The 18,176-nt window shown below is 66.3% G+C and carries 11 protein-coding genes, 2 pseudogenes and 1 riboswitch; of the genes and pseudogenes, 6 read left to right on the top strand and 7 right to left on the bottom strand.

Going from position 1 to position 18,176, the window contains the following annotated elements; all coding sequences use genetic code 11:
• Positions 1-44: 44 nt before the first annotated feature.
• A complete protein-coding gene (thiS, locus tag AB4Y42_RS33160; protein WP_028206558.1) occupies positions 45-242 on the bottom strand; it encodes a sulfur carrier protein ThiS in 198 nt (65 codons plus the stop codon).
• A 42-nt stretch (positions 243-284) separates the two neighbouring features.
• Entirely contained in the window at positions 285-1,433 is a 1,149-nt protein-coding gene (locus AB4Y42_RS33155) for an FAD-dependent oxidoreductase (protein WP_368696500.1), read from the bottom strand.
• Between the two features lie 248 nt (positions 1,434-1,681).
• Positions 1,682-1,796, bottom strand: a riboswitch (TPP riboswitch).
• A gap of 309 nt (positions 1,797-2,105) precedes the next feature.
• Between AB4Y42_RS33155 and AB4Y42_RS33150 the strand changes: the two genes are divergently transcribed.
• The 4 genes and pseudogenes from AB4Y42_RS33150 (at position 2,106) to AB4Y42_RS33135 (ending at position 7,315) form a co-directional block, all read left to right on the top strand.
• On the top strand, positions 2,106-3,863 hold the full coding sequence (locus AB4Y42_RS33150; protein ID WP_368691446.1) for an ABC transporter ATP-binding protein/permease: 1,758 nt from the start codon (positions 2,106-2,108) through the stop codon (positions 3,861-3,863).
• Between the two features lie 53 nt (positions 3,864-3,916).
• Positions 3,917-4,315, top strand: a pseudogene (locus tag AB4Y42_RS33145) (SDR family NAD(P)-dependent oxidoreductase); the annotation flags it as partial.
• A 290-nt stretch (positions 4,316-4,605) separates the two neighbouring features.
• The gene (locus AB4Y42_RS33140; protein WP_368696499.1) at positions 4,606-5,901 is read left to right on the top strand and encodes an MFS transporter; all 1,296 of its coding nucleotides are present in this window, start codon (positions 4,606-4,608) and stop codon (positions 5,899-5,901) included.
• Between the two features lie 49 nt (positions 5,902-5,950).
• Positions 5,951-7,315 carry a D-amino acid dehydrogenase gene (locus AB4Y42_RS33135; RefSeq protein WP_368696498.1) on the top strand — a complete coding sequence of 455 codons (1,365 nt, stop codon included), beginning with the start codon at positions 5,951-5,953 and terminating at the stop codon, positions 7,313-7,315.
• Between the two features lie 36 nt (positions 7,316-7,351).
• On the opposite strand, the gene thpR is transcribed toward AB4Y42_RS33135, so the two are convergent.
• From thpR to AB4Y42_RS33115, 4 genes and pseudogenes are all read right to left on the bottom strand, one after another.
• The gene (gene thpR / locus AB4Y42_RS33130; RefSeq protein WP_368691443.1) at positions 7,352-7,912 is read right to left on the bottom strand and encodes an RNA 2',3'-cyclic phosphodiesterase; all 561 of its coding nucleotides are present in this window, start codon (positions 7,910-7,912) and stop codon (positions 7,352-7,354) included.
• Positions 7,913-8,098: 186 nt separating this feature from the next.
• Positions 8,099-9,565, bottom strand: coding sequence for a glutamate synthase subunit beta (locus AB4Y42_RS33125; protein ID WP_368691442.1), 1,467 nt, complete (start codon positions 9,563-9,565; stop codon positions 8,099-8,101).
• 104 nt (positions 9,566-9,669) lie between these two features.
• Positions 9,670-14,370 carry a glutamate synthase-related protein gene (locus tag AB4Y42_RS33120; protein ID WP_368696497.1) on the bottom strand — a complete coding sequence of 1,567 codons (4,701 nt, stop codon included), beginning with the start codon at positions 14,368-14,370 and terminating at the stop codon, positions 9,670-9,672.
• Positions 14,371-15,022: 652 nt separating this feature from the next.
• Positions 15,023-15,712 (bottom strand): annotated as a pseudogene (locus AB4Y42_RS33115) (transposase); the annotation flags it as partial.
• 189 nt (positions 15,713-15,901) lie between these two features.
• On the opposite strand from AB4Y42_RS33115, the gene AB4Y42_RS33110 reads away from it, so the two are divergent.
• Together AB4Y42_RS33110 and AB4Y42_RS33105 are read left to right on the top strand one after the other, a co-directional pair.
• Complete coding sequence (locus AB4Y42_RS33110; RefSeq protein WP_133186264.1) at positions 15,902-16,621, top strand: OmpW family protein; 720 nt, start codon at positions 15,902-15,904, stop codon at positions 16,619-16,621.
• A 375-nt stretch (positions 16,622-16,996) separates the two neighbouring features.
• Positions 16,997-17,371, top strand: coding sequence for a YqjD family protein (locus AB4Y42_RS33105; protein ID WP_133186266.1), 375 nt, complete (start codon positions 16,997-16,999; stop codon positions 17,369-17,371).
• A gap of 36 nt (positions 17,372-17,407) precedes the next feature.
• Here the strand turns inward: AB4Y42_RS33105 and ugpQ are convergent, their stop codons facing one another.
• Positions 17,408-18,163, bottom strand: coding sequence for a glycerophosphodiester phosphodiesterase (gene ugpQ / locus AB4Y42_RS33100; protein WP_368696532.1), 756 nt, complete (start codon positions 18,161-18,163; stop codon positions 17,408-17,410).
• Positions 18,164-18,176: the final 13 nt, after the last annotated feature.

Genomic DNA, 18,176 nt, shown 5'->3' with positions numbered 1-18,176 from the left:
CGATGCATACGATGCGCGCGACCGCGGGCTTGGGCGAGCGAGGCTCAGCCGCCGGCCACGGGGCTCACGACGTCGAGGCGGTCGCCCGCCTGGAGCGAGCGCGCGCCATGCTGGGTGCGCGCCACGAAATCGCCGTTCAGGGCGACGGCGAACGGCGGACGCGCGCCGAATGCGGCGAGCGCATCGGCGACAGTCGCGCCCTCGGGCAGCGTGATCGGCTTCTGGTTGATATGAATGTCCATGGCAAATACGTTCTCAAACTGCGGATTGTTTCTGGTGAGGCGTCAGGCCGGCTCGTGCGCGCCCTGCGCGTGCAGCATCTCGCCCCAGCGCGACGCGCGGCGCAGCGACTCGAAGGAATCGGCATCGCTCACGCGGGCGTCGAGCAGCGCCTGGGCGACGCGCGCGGCTTCGTCGGCGACTTCCGGCGCGATCATGAAGCCGTGCCGATAGAGGCCGTTCACGCGCAGCGTGGTCTTGCCGTCCCAGATGAGCGCCGGGCGGTGGTCGGGCAGCGTCGGGCGGCACTGCGTATTCAACTCGAGGATGCGCGCCTCGCCGAACGCCGGATGCACCGCAAACGCCGCGCTCAGCAGTTCGAGCGCCGAGCGCACGCTCACGGGCGAACGGTCCTCGCCTTCGATCTCGGTCGCGCCGATCACGAAGACATCGTGTTCCTTGGGCGCGATATAGAGCGGATAGCGCGGATGCAGGAGCCGCACCGGGCGCGTGAGCGTGATGCCGGGCGCGTGCACGCGCGCGACTTCGCCGCGAATGCCGCGCAATCCCGGCAGCGAAGGTTTGGCGCCCAGCCCGCGGCAGTCGATCGTCACGCGCGCGGGCGGCGGATTGGCCTCGTCGACCGTGGTGTGCCAGTGGGTATCCACGCCGCGCGCGGCGAGCCCCGCCGCCAGCGCGGCCAGGGCCTGGCGGTTGTCGAGCTGGCCCTCGCCTTCGAGCAGCCAGCCGCGCGCGAAGCGCCCGGCGAGCGCCGGTTCGGCGGCGTCGAGCTGCGCACCGGCGAGCGCGACGAAGTTGGCATCGGCGAGCGAGCGCGGCGCGTTGGCGCGCACGCGGCGCTCGAAGAGCGGGGCTTCGGTGCGATCGGCGCTATGCCAGACCACGAGCGTGCCGTTGCGCTGGAAGAACACGGGCTCCGGCAGCTCGGCCAGGATGCGCGGCCAGGTTTCGAGCGACGCGACGCCAAGCTCGGTGATGAGCAGTTCGGCGACAGCGGCCTCCGCGAGCGGCGCAAGCATGGCCGCCGCGACCCAGGCGGCGGCTTCGCCGCCTTCGGGCCCGCCACGCTCATAAAGCGCGACGCGATGGCCCTCGCCGGCCAGACGCCACGCGACGAGCCGGCCGCTCAGGCCGCCGCCGAGCACGGCGAAGTCGGGCACGCCGCCCACGTTATGGTTGCGGGCGCGGCTCATGACGATGCTCCGTCACGCAAGGCGAACGCGATAAGAATCGGGGAACAAAGAGAATAGGCGGTCATCGTATCCTTTCCGTACGGCAGCAGCAGACGTACCCAAGGACGAAACCGGCTGGCAAGGCCGACCGTGGAGGCTATGCGGCGCAGACGGCCCGTACGGAATGCGTACGAACCCATGCGCCCAAAGCGCAGCCCGGCGGGAAACCTGGCGCCCCCGCCTTTTCAAAACCCAGGCTGGGCGCCGGCCAAGACTTTCTGGAAACTTCCCGCGCCGGTATTACCCGGATCGGGTGCAAAGGGTTTCTCTCAGCCTCACTGGCGGCATGCCCGGCATACCGGTGAAGCACCCCTGTTTCGTCAACGATGATTAGACCACAAAACGCGCGCGGCCCGCAAACCTCGACGGAACCGGGGGACGTGGTCTGGCACAATGCCCTGAACCCGCCTCTTTCGCCTCGCAAGCCCGCGCGGTGAGACAATGGGCGCCACGCTACGGCGGCGCCGGCGTGCGCTTTTGTCCACGCCTGGCGCCAGTTTTGGCTCCGCCTGTGACCCGTTAAGACTCACTTAAGCGCCCGACGACAGAATCGCTGCAAAAATCGCTGCAACGCTGCCGCCGTGCGGCGCGCGGCGCATGCCCCCAGCGGGCCGCCACACCTTCAGGACGCACATGACCAACCAACCTGCCCGCGCCACGCCCGATCAGAACGAGCATCAGAAGATCACCGCGTGGAGCCTGATCAAGCCCTACTGGGTCTCCGAGGAACGCTGGATCGCCTGGGGCCTGCTCGTCGCGATCATCGTGATGAACCTGCTCGTCGTGTGGATCAACGTGCGCCTGAACGGCTGGAGCGCGGAGTTCTACAACGCGTTGCAGGCCAAGGACGTCAAGCGCTTCCCGCCGCTGTTGATGACCTTCACCGAACTGGCGTTCGGCTTCATCATCCTCGCGGTGTATGGCCGGTATCTGCGCCAGATGCTCGGCTTTCGCTGGCGTCAGTGGCTCACCACGCGGTTCCTGAACGAGTGGCTCGGCAAGGGCGCGTTCTACCGCATCGAGCGCGACCGCCTCGCCGACAACCCCGACCAGCGGATCAGCGACGACCTCCAGTCGTTCGCCACGACCACCCTGTCGCTCACGCTCGACCTGCTCTCGACGGTCGTCACGCTCATCTCGTTCATCACGATCCTGTGGACGCTCGCGGGCGCGCTCACCGTCACGCTGGGCGGGCAGCCGCTCGCCATTCCGGGCTACATGGTGTGGGCCGCCGCGCTCTATGCCGTGTTCGGCTCGCTCGTGATCCAGAAAGTCGGTCACCCGCTCGTGTCGATCAACTATCAACAACAAAAGGTGGAAGCGGACTTCCGCTTCGGCCTGATCCGCCTGCGCGAAAACGCCGAGCAGATCGCCCTCTACGACGGCATGGACACCGAGCGCGGCAACGCGCAGGGCCTCTTCGCGCACATCAAGGACAACTGGTGGCGCGTGATGAAGTACACGAAGCGCCTCACCTTCGTGCTGAGCTTCTACGGCCAGATCGCCATCATCTTCCCGCTCGTGGTGGCCGCGCCGCGCTACTTCGCGGGCGCCTTCACGTTCGGCGTGCTGATGCAGATCTCGCAGGCGTTCGGCACCGTGAGCGACTCGTTCTCGTGGTTCATCAACAGTTACTCCACGCTGGTCGAATGGCGCGCTACCGTGAATCGTCTGCGCGAATTCGTGCGTGTGGTGCACTCGCCGCGTCTGAAGGAATCGGTCTCGCCCGCCACCGAGCACGGCGGCATCAACCTGCACTTCATCGACAACAACGAGCTCGCCACCGAGCACCTCAAGCTCTCGCTGCCCAACGGCACGCCGCTCTCGGAAGTGCGCGACATCGCCATCAAGCCGGGCTCGCGCTGGCTCGTGCGCGGCCCCTCGGGCGCCGGCAAGAGCACGCTGATGCGCGCGCTCGCGGGCCTCTGGCCGTTCGGCGAAGGCTCGATCGACGCGCCTGTCGATGCGCGCATGATGTTCATCCCGCAGCAGAGCTATCTGCCCATCGGCACGCTCAAGGCGGCGCTCACCTACCCCTCGCCCGCCGACGACTACAGCGACGAAGACTGCCGCGAAGCGCTGCGCGCCTGCCGCCTAGAAGAGTACGTGGATCGTCTCGGCGAATCGGCGCACTGGACGCGCGTGCTCTCGCCGGGCGAGCAGCAACGCCTTGCGGGCGCGCGCGTGCTGCTGCACAAGCCCGACTATCTGTTCCTCGACGAAGCGACGAGCGCGCTCGACCCCGACAACGAAAGCCGGCTCTACAAGCTGTTCATGGAGCGCCTGCCCAAGGCGGCGATCGTGAGCGTCGCGCACCGCGAGTCGCTCGCGGCGTACCACCACGACACGCTCGAGATCGAGCGCATGCCCGAAGAGCGGGTTGCCGCGTGAGCGCAAGCGCTGCGCGCGTCGTGCTGATCACGGGCGCGGGCTCGGGTATCGGCGCGGCGCTCGTGCAACGCGCGCAGCCGGCGCTGGAACGCTCGGCGCACGCCCGCGTGGTCGCGCTGAGTTCGTTCGTCGCGCACCGCTACCGCGCCGGCGCGCCGTTCGCGGCCACCGCCGCCGCGAAGGCCGCGCTCGAATCCCTGGCGAAAACCGCGGCGGCCGAACTCGCGCCGCACGGCGTGACCGTGAACTGCGTCGCGCCCGGCTATACGCGCAAGGACAAGGGCCCCACGCCGGAAAACGCGCCGGTGTGGGAGCGTGCGGCGCAGGAAACGCCGCTCGGCCATGTGGCCGATCCCGCCGATGTCGCCGAACTCATCGCCTTCCTGCTCTCGGACGCCGCACGCCACATCACCGGCCAGGTGATCCACGTCGACGGCGGGCTCACGCTCTAGCGCCGAGCGGTTCCGGCGCGCCATCGTTCGCTCGCTATCGAACTAAACCCGAACTAAATATCGGAATACAACGATAGCGGGCGCCCCCAAATTGCCCCTCGCCTCAGCGCGGTTTCGCACCGTAAAATACCCCTCCAGCACACCGGAGACGGGCGGCGTCGCACCGCGCAGCCCTCCAGCGTCAAGCGCACACGCCACCCAATGCGTGCTGCGTCGGCCGGGTCGCATGCGCCGCACGGGCCGCTCGCCCGGTTCGTTGCGCGCACAACAAATATGGGGGAAGACACGCGATGGGCTACTTTCACTGGTTCACCGAGTTGAACGCGCGCGAGCGGCGCACGCTCTACGCGGGATTCGGCGGCTACGCCGTCGACGCGTTCGACTTCATGATCTACTCGTTCCTGATCCCGACGCTCATCGCGACCTGGGGCATGAGCAAGAGCGAGGCCGGCATGATCGCGACCAGCTCGCTGATCTCGTCGGCGATCGGCGGCTGGCTCGCCGGCATCCTCGCCGACCGCTACGGCCGCGTGCGCGTGCTGCAGTGGACCATCGCCACCTTCGCGCTCTTCACCTGCCTCTCCGGCTTCACGCATTCGTTCTGGCAACTGCTCGCCACGCGCACGCTGCAGGGCATCGGCTTTGGCGGCGAATGGACGGTCGTCACGATGATGATGGCCGAAACGATCCGCTCGCCGCAGCATCGCGCCAAGGCCGTGGGCACGGTGCAGAGCAGCTGGTCGTTCGGCTGGGGCGCGGCCGCCATCCTGTACTGGGCCTTCTTCGCCCTGCTGCCTGAGGAATACGCGTGGCGCGCGTGCTTCTGGATCGGCATCGTGCCTGCGCTCTGGATTCTCTATGTACGCCGTAACGTGAGCGACCCCGACGTGTTCGTCGCCACGCGCCGGGCGCGCGAAAGCGGCGCGGTGCAAAGCCACTTCATGCAGATCTTCGCGCCCGCGCATCTGGCCACTACCTTGCTCGGCAGCGCGCTGTGCACCGGCATGCTCGGCGGCTACTACGCGATCACCACCTGGCTGCCCACCTACCTCAAGACGGTGCGCCACCTCTCGGTGTTCAACACGAGCGGCTACCTGATCGTGCTGATCGTCGGCTCGTTCACGGGCTACATCGTCGGCGCGATCCTGTGCGACAAGATCGGCCGGCGCGCCTCGTTCATCCTGTTCGCCATCGGCTCGTTTGCGCTCGGCATGGCCTACACCATGCTGCCCATCACCGACACCGCCATGCTCCTGCTCGGGTTTCCGCTCGGCATCGTCGTGCAGGGCATTTTCGCGGGCGTGGGCGCGTATCTCTCGGAGCTTTACCCGAACGCGATCCGCGGCTCGGGCCAGGGCTTCTGCTACAACCTCGGACGCGGGCTCGGCTCGTTTTTCCCCATTCTCGTAGGCACATTCGCGCAAACCACCTCGCTCGTGAAGGCGATCGGCGTGGTGGCCGGCGCGGGCTATCTGCTCGTGATCGTCGCGGCGCTGTGCCTGCCGGAGACGAAGGGCAAGACGCTGACCGAGGAAGTGCCTGCTGCCGGGAGCGAGCGAGCGTCTGCGGAGTCCACTGCACGATGAGCGCGAACATGCTGCAATACCGACCGTCCCTCCCTGTTGTGCGACCGGCATGAAAACGATCGTCCTCGGCGCCGGTGTGATCGGCGTCGCTACTGCGTACTATCTGAGCGAACGAGGCTGCGACGTCACGGTCGTCGAACGGGAACCGGGCGTCGCGCTCGGCACGAGCTTCGGCAACGCCGGCGTCATCGCGCCCGGCTATGTCACGCCGTGGGCCGCGCCCGGCATGCCCGCGAAGCTCATCAAGTATCTGCTCAAGCCGACCTCGCCGCTCATCTTCCGGCCCACGCTCGATGCCGCGCAGTGGCGCTGGATCGCGCGCTGGCTGCGCGAATGCGATCTCGCGCGCTTTCGCGTGAACAAGCAGCGCATGCAGCGCATCGCCTATTACAGCCGCGAATGCCTGCACGCGTTTCGCGCCACGCACGCGTTCGAGTACGGGCGCAGCCAGGGCTATCTGCAGCTCTTTCGCAGCGACTACGACCTCGAACTCGCGCAACCGGCGCTCGGCGTGCTGCGCGATGCGGGCATCGTCTATCGCGAGCTCGACGCCGCCGCCTGCGCGCAGGTCGAGCCCGGGCTTGCCTGGTCGCGCGTGAAACCGGTGGCGGGCGTCTATCTGCCCGAAGACGAGGCCGGCGACTGCGCACGCTTCACGCGCGAACTGCGCTCCGTCTGCGAAGCACGCGGCGTCACGTTTTTGTTCGATACCGAAGTGCTCGCGCTCGAAGCCGCGGGCGGCAAGGTAAGTGGTGTGCGCGTGCGCGCGGTGCCCGGGCGGCGCACGGCCAACAACCGCAAGGACCGGCGCGAGCAGCGCCGCGCGCCGGCCGAGGTGCTTCGCCCGGCCGAGCGCAGCGAGCCCGCCGACGACACGCCCCACACGCTCGCCGCCGACGCCGTGGTGGTCGCACTGGGCGTGGAGAGCGCGGCGCTCGTCGCGCCGCTTGGCGTGCGCGTGCCGCTGTATCCGGTGAAAGGCTATTCGGCCACGCTGCCCGTGGTCGACGAGCAGAAGGCCCCGCGCGCCGCGCTCATGGACGAGTCGCTCAAGACGGCGATCACGCGCTTCGGCCCGTATCTGCGTGTGGCGGGGACGGCCGAGTTGGGCGACCACCGCGCGACGCTGCGCGAGCAGGCGCTGCAAACGCTCATGAAGGTGCTCGACGACTGGTTCCCGCATGCCGCGACGCCTTCGTCGGCGCAATTCTGGGTGGGGCGCCGGCCGATGGTGCCGGACGGCGCGCCGCTGCTCGGCACGTCGGGCGTGGATGGCCTGTGGCTGAACGTCGGACACGGCTCGACGGGCTGGGCGATGTCGATGGGTTCGGGCCGCGTGCTCGCGGATCTCGTCACACAGCGCTCGCCGGAAATCGATCTCGATGGATTGACGCTGGCGCGGTATCGCTACTGAGCGTCGGTCGAAACTCCACTGTGTGGCGCCGACGCCTCAATCGAGCGCGACACTCGCCAGTGCCTCGTAGCGCGCGCCCTGCCTCGCCAGCGTGCTCGAATACAGCACCAGCGACTCGAAGCGCAACGGCGGCAGCGCTTCCCCGCCGCTCGCCGCCGGCGCGCCAACGGCGTCGCGCGCGAAGCGTGCGAGCGTCACATGCGGGCGAAACGCTCGCGCGTCGAGCGGCAATCCCACGTCTCCCATGAGTGAACGCACGTGCCAGTCGAGCGCCGTGAACGCATCCGACATCGCGAGCACGGCCACCATGAGGCGCGGATGCACGCGGCCCGGCCAGCATTCGATATGCGTGACCTGCGCCGGCGGGAGGAGCGGCGCGTGCTCGGCGAGCCGCCGCGAGAGCACGTGTCCCTGGTCGAACGACATCGCGCCGATGAACGTCACTGTCAGATGGAGTTGCGCATAGGGCACGCGCCGTGCATTGGGCGGCACGTCGAGCGCGGCGAGCGCATCGCGCGACGCCGCAGTGGGCGAAAGCGCGATGAAGCAGCGCCGCCATTGCTGCGTGTCACGATCGGTCTCGCGGGCTTCGGACATGATCGGCGGGCCTCGTTCGGTCGGGCAATCGCGTCATGGTAATCCTCTCGCGCGAGGCGCGCGCCCATGCAAACCCGCAGCACGAACGTAAAAAAGCCGGGTCACCCTCGCGGGTGCCCGGCTTCTGTCGTTGCGTCTCCTGCCGTCTCCCCCGTGCGTCCCGGCGAATTGCGGGACACACCGGATTTATCGCGGCAACTCCGAGCTGCCCATCAAATACGCATCGACGGAGCGCGCGCATTGACGGCCCTCACGGATCGCCCACACCACGAGCGACTGGCCGCGGCGCATGTCGCCAGCGGTGAAGACCTTGTCGACCGACGTGTAGTACGCCTTCTCGCCTTCGGTCGCGGCACGCACGTTGCCGCGCGCGTCCTTCTCGACGCCGAATGCCTCGAGCACCGGCGACACCGGCTGCGTGAAGCCCATGGCGAGCAGCACGAGATCGGCCTTCATTTCGAATTCCGAGCCCGGCACTTCGACCATCTTGCCGTCCTTCCACTCCACGCGCGCGGCGACCAGCTTCTCGATCTTGCCGTTCTTGCCTTCGAGGCGCTTGGTGGCGACCGACCAGTCGCGCGAGCAGCCTTCGTCGTGCGACGACGACGTGCGCAGCTTGATCGGCCAGTACGGCCACACGAGCGGCTTGTTCTCTTCCTCGGGCGGCTGCGGCAGCAGTTCGAACTGCGTGACGCTCTTCGCGCCGTGACGGTTCGAGGTGCCCACGCAGTCGGAACCCGTATCGCCGCCGCCGATCACGACCACGTGCTTGCCCTTGGCGAGCAGCTGGTTCGGCAGCTTGTCGCCGGCGTTGACCTTGTTCTGCTGCGGCAGGAACTCCATGGCGTAGTAGATGCCTTCGAGTTCGCGGCCCGGCACCGGCAGGTCACGCGGCGTTTCCGAACCGCCTGCGATCACCACGGCGTCGAACTGGTCCTTCAGCTCGTCTGGCGAGATGGTTTCCTTCGCCGTGTTGCCGATGTACGCAGGCAACTCGCCACGGCCGATGAACACGTTGGTGCGGAACGTCACGCCTTCGGCTTCCATCTGGCGCATGCGGCGGTCGATCAGCCACTTCTCCAGCTTGAAGTCGGGAATGCCGTAGCGCAGCAGGCCGCCGATGCGGTCATTCTTCTCGAACACCGTCACGTCGTGACCGGCGCGCGCAAGCTGCTGGGCGGCGGCGAGGCCCGCGGGGCCCGAACCGACCACGGCGACCTTCTTGCCCGTCTTGTGCTTCGCGACTTGCGGCGCGACCCAGCCTTCGGTCCACGCCTTGTCGATGATCGCGTGCTCGATCGACTTGATGCCGACCGGGTCGTCGTTGATGCCGAGCGTGCACGCCGCTTCGCAGGGCGCCGGGCAGATGCGGCCCGTGAACTCGGGGAAATTGTTCGTGGAATGCAGGACGTCGATCGCGCTCTTCCAGTCCTGGCGGAACACGAGGTCGTTGAAGTCCGGAATGATGTTGTTGACCGGGCAGCCGTTATTGCAGAACGGGATGCCGCAGTCCATGCAGCGTGCGCCCTGGATCTTCGCGTCGGCGTCGGAGAGCGCCGCCACGAATTCCTTGTAGTGCTTCACGCGCGTGAGCGGTGCTTCGTACGCCTCATGCTGGCGCTCGAACTCGAGAAAACCGGTTGCCTTACCCATAGGGTTCTCGTCTATCTCTATCTATTCGGTGAGGGGACCGCGCCCGCCGCCGCTACAGTGAGCGCGGCGGGCGCTTCGTCTTCGTTCAGTCGTCGTCTTGCGGATCAGGCGGCCAGTTCTTCCTGGCTCGCCTTCTTCGCGCCGAGTTCGCTCAGTGCGCGCTTGTATTCCGTCGGGAACACCTTCACGAACTGGCGGCGCGCCGCATCCCAGTTTTCGAGCAGCGCCTTGGCGCGCGGCGAGCCCGTGAACTGGAAGTGACGCTCGACGAGTCCCTTGAGCAGCGCTTCGTCGGTCTGGCCCGTGTGCCACAGTGCGCGGTCCACGGTGCGCTCCTGTTCGGCCTGTTGCAGGACCGGGTCGAGCGCGACCATCGACTTGTTGCACTTGCCGGCGAAGGTGCCGTCCGGGTCGTACACGTAGGCGATACCGCCCGACATGCCCGCCGCGAAGTTACGGCCCGTTTCGCCGAGCACGAGCACCGTGCCGCCCGTCATGTATTCGCAGCCGTGGTCGCCCGTGCCTTCGACGATCGCCGTCGCGCCCGAGTTACGCACCGCGAAACGCTCGCCCGCCACGCCGCGCAGGAAGGCTTCGCCTTCGAGTGCGCCGTACATCACCGTGTTGCCGCAGATGATGTTTTCTTCGGACTTGCCGCGGAAGTCGTTGGTCGGACGGATGATGATGCGGCCGCCCGAGAGGCCCTTGCCGACGTAGTCGTTGCCGTCGCCCACGAGGTCCAGCGTGATGCCGCGTGCGAGGAACGCGCCGAAGCTCTGACCCGCCGTGCCCTTCAACTGGATGTGGATCGTGTCTTCCGGCAGACCGTCGTGGCCGTACTTCTTCGCGACGACGCCCGAGAGCATCGCGCCGACCGTGCGGTTCACGTTGCGCACCGGCTGGATGAACGAGACGTGCTCGCCCGTTTCGATCGCAGCCTTCGCCTTCTCGATCAGCGTGTGATCGAGCGCGCGGTCCAGACCGTGGTCTTGCGTGTCGACGTGCTTCTTCGCGACTTCCGCGCCGACCGACGGCTGGTAGAACACGCGCGAGAAGTCGAGACCCTTCGCCTTCCAGTGCTCCACGCCACGGCGCGTGTCGAGCAGATCCGCGCGGCCGACCAGATCGTCGAACTTGCGGATACCCAGTTGCGCCATGATTTCGCGCACTTCTTCAGCGATGAAGAAGAAGAAGTTCACGACGTGCTCGGGCTGGCCCGAGAACTTCGCGCGCAGCACCGGATCCTGCGTCGCAACGCCGACCGGGCAGGTGTTCAGGTGGCACTTGCGCATCATGATGCAGCCCTGCACGACGAGCGGCGCCGTCGCAAAGCCGAATTCATCCGCGCCGAGCAGCGCGCCGATCACCACGTCGCGGCCCGTCTTCATCTGACCGTCGGCCTGCACGCGGATACGGCCGCGCAGCTGGTTCAGCACCAGGGTCTGCTGCGTTTCCGCCAGACCGAGCTCCCACGGCGTGCCTGCGTGCTTGAGCGACGAGAGCGGCGAGGCGCCCGTGCCGCCGTCGTGACCGGCGATCACGACGTGGTCGGCCTTGGCCTTCGCCACGCCCGCTGCCACCGTGCCCACGCCCACTTCCGACACCAGCTTCACCGAGATCGACGAAACCGGGTTCACGTTCTTCAAGTCGTGAATGAGCTGCGCCAGGTCTTCGATCGAGTAGATGTCGTGGTGCGGCGGCGGCGAAATGAGGCCCACGCCCGGCACCGAATAACGCAGCTTGCCGATGTATTCCGAAACCTTGTGGCCCGGCAGCTGACCGCCTTCGCCCGGCTTCGCGCCCTGCGCCATCTTGATCTGGATCTGGTCCGCCGACGACAGGTACTCCGCCGACACGCCGAAGCGGCCCGACGCGACCTGCTTGATCTTCGAGCGCAGCGAGTCGCCATCCTTGAGCGGGATGTCCTTGACGACTTCCGGCCCGATGATCGACTGCATCGTGTCGCCGTTCTTGATCGGAATGCCGCGCAGTTCGTTGCGGTAGCGCTTCTCGTCTTCGCCGCCTTCACCCGTGTTCGACTTGCCGCCGATGCGGTTCATCGCGACGGCGAGCGTAGCGTGCGCTTCGGTCGAGATCGAGCCGAGCGACATCGCGCCAGTCGCAAAGCGCTTGACGATTTCCTTGGCCGGCTCGACGTCGTCGATCGAGATCGCGCGCGCCGGGTCGAGGCGGAATTCGAACAGACCGCGGAAGGTCATGTGGCGCTTCGTCTGATCGTTGATCAGGTGCGCGTATTCCTTGTACGTCTGGTACGAGTTGCTGCGCGCCGAGTGCTGGAGCTTGGCGATCGCGTCCGGCGTCCACATGTGGTCTTCGCCGCGCACACGGTAGGCGTACTCGCCGCCCGCGTCGAGCATGTTGGCGAGAACCGGGTTGTCGCCGAATGCGTCGCGGTGCAGACGAATCGCTTCTTCGGCCACTTCGAACAGGCCGATGCCGCCCACCTTCGAGGCCGTACCCTTGAAGTACTTGGCGATGAGATCGTCAGCCAGACCGACGGCTTCGAAAATCTGCGCGCCCGTGTACGACATGTACGTGGAGATGCCCATCTTCGACATCACCTTGAGCAGGCCCTTGCCCACTGCCTTGGTGAAGTTGTAGACGGCCTTCTCGCCCGACAGGTCGCCCTTGAGGCCCTGCGCCATTTGCGCGAGCGTTTCCATCGCGAGGTACGGGTGCACGGCTTCCGCGCCGAAACCGGCGAGCAGCGCGAAGTGGTGCGTTTCACGCGCCGAACCCGTTTCCACGACGAGACCCGTGCTCGTGCGCAGACCGTGCTGCACGAGGTGCGAGTGGATCGCCGAGGTGGCGAGCAGCGCCGGGATCGCGACGTTGTCGCGGTCCGCGCGGCGGTCCGACACGATCAGGATGTTGTAGCCCGACTTGACCGCATCGACGGCTTCCGCGCATAGCGACGCGAGGCGCGCTTCGATGCCTTCCTTGCCCCAGGCCACCGGATAGCAGATGTTCAGCTCGTAGCTGCTGAACTTGCCGCCCGTGTACTGCTCGATCGCGCGGATCTTCGCGATGTCCTTGAAGTCGAGCACCGGCTGCGACACTTCGAGACGCATCGGCGGGTTGATGTTGTTGGTGTCGAGCAGGTTCGGCTTCGGGCCGATGAACGACACGAGCGACATCACCATGTTTTCACGGATCGGGTCGATCGGCGGGTTCGTGACCTGCGCGAACAGCTGCTTGAAGTAGTTGTAGAGCGTCTTGTTCTTGTTGGACATGACCGCCAGCGGCGAGTCGTTGCCCATCGAACCGACCGCCTCTTCACCCGACATCGCCATCGGCGCCATCAGGAACTTGAGGTCTTCCTGCGTGTAGCCGAACGCCTGCTGACGGTCGAGCAGCGCGGCGGCTTCGGCACGCGCAGTCGCGACGTCTTCCGCCTTCGGCTCGATCTCGTCGAGCTTGATGCGCACGGCGTCGATCCAGCTCTTGTACGGCTTGGCGTTGGCGAGGTTGTCCTTGAGTTCCTTGTCGTCGATGATGCGGCCGTGTTCCATGTCGATCAGGAACATCTTGCCCGGCTGCAGACGCCACTTCTTGACGATCTTCGACTCGGGGATCGGCAGCGTGCCGGCTTCCGACGCCATGATGACCAGGTCGTCGTCCGTGACGATGTAGCGCGCCGGACGCAGACCGTTACGGTCGAGCGTCGCGCCGATCTGGCGGCCGTCGGTGAACGCGATCGCGGCGGGGCCGTCCCACGGCTCCATCATCGCAGCGTGGTATTCGTAGAACGCCTTGCGGTTCTCGTCCATCAGCGTGTGCTGTTCCCAGGCTTCCGGGATCATCATCATCATCGCGTGGACGAGCGGATAGCCCGCCATCACCAGCAGTTCGAGACAGTTGTCGAACGATGCGGTATCCGACTGGCCCGGATAGATCAGCGGCCAGAGCTTGGGCAGGTCGTCGCCGAGCACGTGCGAGGCGATCGCGCCGGTACGGGCGTTCAGCCAGTTCACGTTGCCCTTCACGGTGTTGATTTCACCGTTGTGGGCGATCATGCGGTACGGGTGAGCCAGTTCCCACGCCGGGAACGTGTTGGTCGAGAAGCGCTGGTGCACGAGCGCCAGTGCCGACACCACGCGCTCGTCCTGCAGGTCGCGGTAGTACACACCGACCTGGCCGGCCAGCAGCAGGCCCTTGTAGACGACCGTGCGCGCCGAGCACGACGGCACGAAGTACTCCTTGCCGTGCTTGAGCTTGAGCGCCTGAATGCGGTGGCTCGCGGTCTTGCGGATGATGTACAGCTTGCGCTCGAGCGCGTCCGTGACCATCACGTCCTTGCCGCGGCCGATGAAGATCTGGCGGATCAGCGGCTCGCTCGCCTTCACCGTGGGCGAAATCGGCATGGCGTGATCGACCGGCACGTCGCGCCAGCCCAGCACGACCTGGCCTTCGGCGCGCACCGTGCGCTCGAGTTCCTGCTCGCAGGCGAGACGCGAGGCGTGCTCCTTCGGCAGGAAGATCATGCCGACGCCGTACTCGCCGAACGGCGGCAGCGTCACGCCCTGCTTGGCCATCTCTTCGCGGTAGAACGCGTCCGGAATCTGGATCAGGATGCCCGCGCCGTCGCCCATCAGCGGATCGGCGCCCACGGCGCCCCGGTGGTCGAGGTTCTCGAGAATCTTCAGGCCTTGCTGAATGATTTCGTGGCTCTTCTTGCCCTTGATATGGGCGACGAAGCCGACGCCACAGGCGTCGTGTTCGTTTTGCGGGTCGTAGAGACCTTGCGCGGCGGGCACCGCGGCGCGCTGCTGGTGATCGTTCATGGGGACACCGTCAGAGTGGGGGCCGTTGCCAGCCGTTGAATCCGTTTTCTTGATTTACGCCGCTTACGTGACCGCTGTACGGCGTTGCGCGGGTACTACGTGCTTCCCGCGTTATGCGCCCAGGAGAGCCGAAAGGCGAATATACGCGACGAATCAAGGGGATGCAAATAAAACGTGATGTTAGAACCCCAATTATCGAGTTGGTGCATTCGCACATTTTTTTATTGGGGTCATATTAAATTCGGGCAAAAGAAAACGGCATCCGGAGATGCCGTTTTATCTCGTAAACAGTTGATCCAAAAAGCAATCAGTGAGTGCCAGTGCCCGGCTTGCGCTGGTCGCGTTCCGAACTCGAACCGGAGGAGCCGCCGTCACCGGAACCCTGCGAACCACCGGAATGGCCGTTCGAGCCACCCGGATTTACACCCGATGTTGTAGCCGAACCACTACCCGCGTGGCCGCCTCCATGCGTCGAAGTCGAGCCGGCCGGATTGGCGCCGGGATGCGAAGTCGAATGGGGGCCAGATTGAGCGGCACCATGGCCCGCCGACTGACCGCCCGCCCCGCCCGATCCGGCCGCAGGCGTCGAAGCCGGGGTCGCGGTGGCCGCGGCGCCAATGGCGCCCGGCGTTGCCGCTGGCGTGCCCGGCGCTTCGCGCACCTTGCGCGGGCGCCCCCGCGGCAGCGGCGAGACGCGCCGGTTCGCCGTGCGCGACGCCCAATCGCGGTACGTGTCGCTGCCGAGCACCCAGCCCTTGAGCGTGGCCTGCATAAGCTGCGTCGTTTCGCGCTCGTCGAGCACCTGCTCGCAGAGTTCGCGATACGCGCGCTGACGCTCGAAAGGCGTATTGCCGAGCGCCCAGTACAGCGGATGGTCGGTGATGAGGCTGTCGACGGTGAGGCCGATGTGATGCCGGTAGCTCGACCATCGATAGTCTTCGGGCGCCGTCACGAGGTGGCTGCGCACCGGTGCGAGCTCGACGACGCGGCTCGCCAGCAGGAAGAAGCGCTCGCCCTCGATGACCGTCGCGCGGTAGCGCCCCTCCCAGAGCGTGCCGCGACGCGCATAGCGCCGGTTGAAATGCGCCACGTAGCGCCGGCCGACCGCCTGCATTGCCTTGGGCAGGCTGGATTCGTCAGAAGGCGTGACGAGCAGTTGCACCGCGCCGGGCATCAAAACCCACGCATGCACCGCCAGATGATGATCGCGCGCCGCGGCCTTCAGGCAGTCGATGAACAGTTCGTAGTCCTGGTCATCGACGAACGCGGGCTGCTGATCGAGTCCGCGCAGGATCACATGCTGTGGCTGATCGGGAACATAAAGACGTGCAAGCCGTGCCATGCTCGATTTTCCTGGTTCCGTTGGTGAATACCCGCAGACCCGCCAGGCCCCACCAGCGCTAGTTCTCGCTGGCATGCGGCTTCGGCGGAAAGCTCGCGGCGCTTAGTAAAAAAGCTCTAACGGTCGCGTCTGGTTTGTTGCAAACGTTGTGTTCATAATGAGCGGGCCTTTCATGGAGGAGCAATTAATATGAAATTAAAACAGGCGCTGGCAGGGGTCGCCGCGCTCGCCAGTTTCACGGCAGCACACGCACAATCCGCAAACACGTTCTACGTCACCACCGGCTGGTTCCGCTTCATGCCGCAGGACACCAGCGATCCGCTCAAGATCGACAGCGTCGGCGGCACGCCCGTCAACATGGCCATTCCGAATACGGGCGCCAGCGTCGGCTCGGCCGACACCGTGGGTTTCTCCCTCGGCTACTACATCACCGACCACTTCGCGACCGAAGCCGAACTGGGCATTCCGCCGAAGTTCGATATTTCCGGCGGCGGCAGCTTCAGCAGCTTCGGCAAGGTCGGCTCGGCGAAACTGTGGAGCCCCGCGCTGTTGTTCAAGTACTACTTCAACAGCCCGGAAGCAAAATTCCGTCCTTACCTCGGCATCGGCGTGACCTACGCCTGGTTCACCGACGCGAAGATCACCAACGGCTCCTTCGAAAACGGTGTGCTTGGGGGTCCGACCAGTGTTTCGACGGATCGTTCCTGGGCCCCCGTGTTTAACCTGGGCTTCAACTACAACTTCACGAAGCACTGGTTCGCCGGTTTCTCGCTCTCGTACATTCCGATCAACGTGACGGCTACGTACAACACGACGCTGAACAACCAGTTCGGCACCCAGCGAGTCGCGGAATCGAAGATTCACCTGAACCCGCTCGTGACGTACCTGAAGGTCGGCTACAACTTCTAACGCGCTGCAGCGCCACGCATTACCTCGCGCCGGCCCTTCGCCTCGCCCTTGCGGCGTCTGGCGGAGGGCAGCGTTTCCCGCCCGGCCGTGCCCTTCCCGTCTTCGCGTCTCCATCGATTTTTCCCCGCATTCGCATGGGCTTATCCTGATTCTATGCCTCTGCGAAAAAGCGTGCTGTCCCCGTAATCACCTGTTTTGTCACCAGAGATCAGAGCCCCGCCTGGCGGGCATTTGCGCCCGGCTCGCTGCGCTCGTTCAAGGCTTGGGCACTGGAATTGCGCAATACTGGCACTCCGGTCCTCGCCCTCCCGCGCCCTTTTTCGTGCGCCCCGCGGCGAGCCTTTTACCTGTGACTTTTCAACGACGGAGCCATACATGAGCGCCTTTCCGAACACGCGAGAAGCCCTCGGAGATTCCTGGACGCGCACGAGCCGACATGCCCGGCGCATCGCGCGCCGCGGCCGCAGCGCCGCCGCCGATATCACCGACGAGTTGCGTGATCTGCTCGCCGAGCTGGAAAACACGCTGGGCGAAGGAACCCAGGCCGATGCGGCTGCGCTGCGCGCCGACATCCGCAAGCGTCTCGACGCCGCCCGCGAGCGGCTCGAAGTCGCGCGTGCCGCCGCGCGCGACCATACTGACGCGGCTATCGCCGGCGCTGACGACTACGTGCACCGCAATCCCTGGCAGGCCGTCGCGATTGCCGGCGGCGTGGCGCTGGTAGTGGGCGCGCTGCTCTCGCGCCGCTGAAGGAGGAGCCGGGCACCGGCCGCCCGGCCTGGGGCCTTAGGCGTCGAGCGCGTGCGGCCCGATCAGGTCGATACGGTCGGTGCAGACCGTATCGACGCCCCAGCTCACGAGCTGGCGAGCGCGGTCGAGGTCGTTCACCGTATAGGCGAGGATGAAAAGCCCCGCCGACTTGATGCGCCCGACGAGCGCCTCGTCCAGATGGCGATGGCTCGCATGGAGCGACACACACTCGAGCGCCGCGGTCTGCTCGCGCCAGTCGGCGGGCACCCGCTCGAACAGCAGGCCGCGCGGCAGTTGCGGCGCGCTCTCGCGCGCCGCCTCGAGCGCCGCGTAGGAAAACGACGAGAGCAAAGGCGGCATGCCCGCCTGCGCTTCTTGCTCCCACAGGCGCGCCGTTTCGGCGCCGACCATCCGGCCTGTCTCCACGTCGCGGCCCGCGCAGGGCTTGATCTCGAGGTTCGCCGCAAGCCCCAGTTCACGACAGCACTTTGCGACCTGAGCGAGCGTGGGCATCGGCTCACCCGCAAAACGCGCGTCCCGCCAGCTGCCCGCGTCCAGCGTGGCAAGTTCCGCGTAGCGCATGCATGCCGCGGCGCCGTGCCCGTTCGATGTGCGGTTCACCGTGTCGTCGTGGAGCAGGAACGCGACGTTGTCGACGGACAGCTTGGCGTCGAACTCCACCAGCGTATGGCCGAGGCTCGCGCCCGTGCGCAGACCCGCCAGCGTGTTCTCGGGCGCGAGCGTGCCGCCCCCTCGGTGCGCGGCAACGCGCGGATACGGCCAGGTCTTGATCAAATGGGCTCCC

It is taken from the genome of Paraburkholderia sp. EG286B, assembly GCF_040965655.1.
Classification (GTDB): domain Bacteria; phylum Pseudomonadota; class Gammaproteobacteria; order Burkholderiales; family Burkholderiaceae; genus Paraburkholderia.
This window is presented reverse-complemented; position numbering and strand designations above follow the sequence as displayed.

Excerpts from the sequence above, each read along its gene's own strand:
- AB4Y42_RS33105 (WP_133186266.1), top strand. The coding sequence starts at position 16,997 with ATGAGCGCCTTTCCGAACACGCGAGAAGCCCTCGGAGATTCCTGGACG.
- AB4Y42_RS33120 (WP_368696497.1), bottom strand. The coding sequence starts at position 14,370 with ATGAACGATCACCAGCAGCGCGCCGCGGTGCCCGCCGCGCAAGGTCTC.
- AB4Y42_RS33140 (WP_368696499.1), top strand. The coding sequence starts at position 4,606 with ATGGGCTACTTTCACTGGTTCACCGAGTTGAACGCGCGCGAGCGGCGC.
- AB4Y42_RS33155 (WP_368696500.1), bottom strand. The coding sequence starts at position 1,433 with ATGAGCCGCGCCCGCAACCATAACGTGGGCGGCGTGCCCGACTTCGCC.
- AB4Y42_RS33110 (WP_133186264.1), top strand. The coding sequence starts at position 15,902 with ATGAAATTAAAACAGGCGCTGGCAGGGGTCGCCGCGCTCGCCAGTTTC.
- thiS (WP_028206558.1), bottom strand. The coding sequence starts at position 242 with ATGGACATTCATATCAACCAGAAGCCGATCACGCTGCCCGAGGGCGCG.
- AB4Y42_RS33135 (WP_368696498.1), top strand. The coding sequence starts at position 5,951 with ATGAAAACGATCGTCCTCGGCGCCGGTGTGATCGGCGTCGCTACTGCG.
- thpR (WP_368691443.1), bottom strand. The coding sequence starts at position 7,912 with ATGTCCGAAGCCCGCGAGACCGATCGTGACACGCAGCAATGGCGGCGC.
- AB4Y42_RS33150 (WP_368691446.1), top strand. The coding sequence starts at position 2,106 with ATGACCAACCAACCTGCCCGCGCCACGCCCGATCAGAACGAGCATCAG.
- AB4Y42_RS33125 (WP_368691442.1), bottom strand. The coding sequence starts at position 9,565 with ATGGGTAAGGCAACCGGTTTTCTCGAGTTCGAGCGCCAGCATGAGGCG.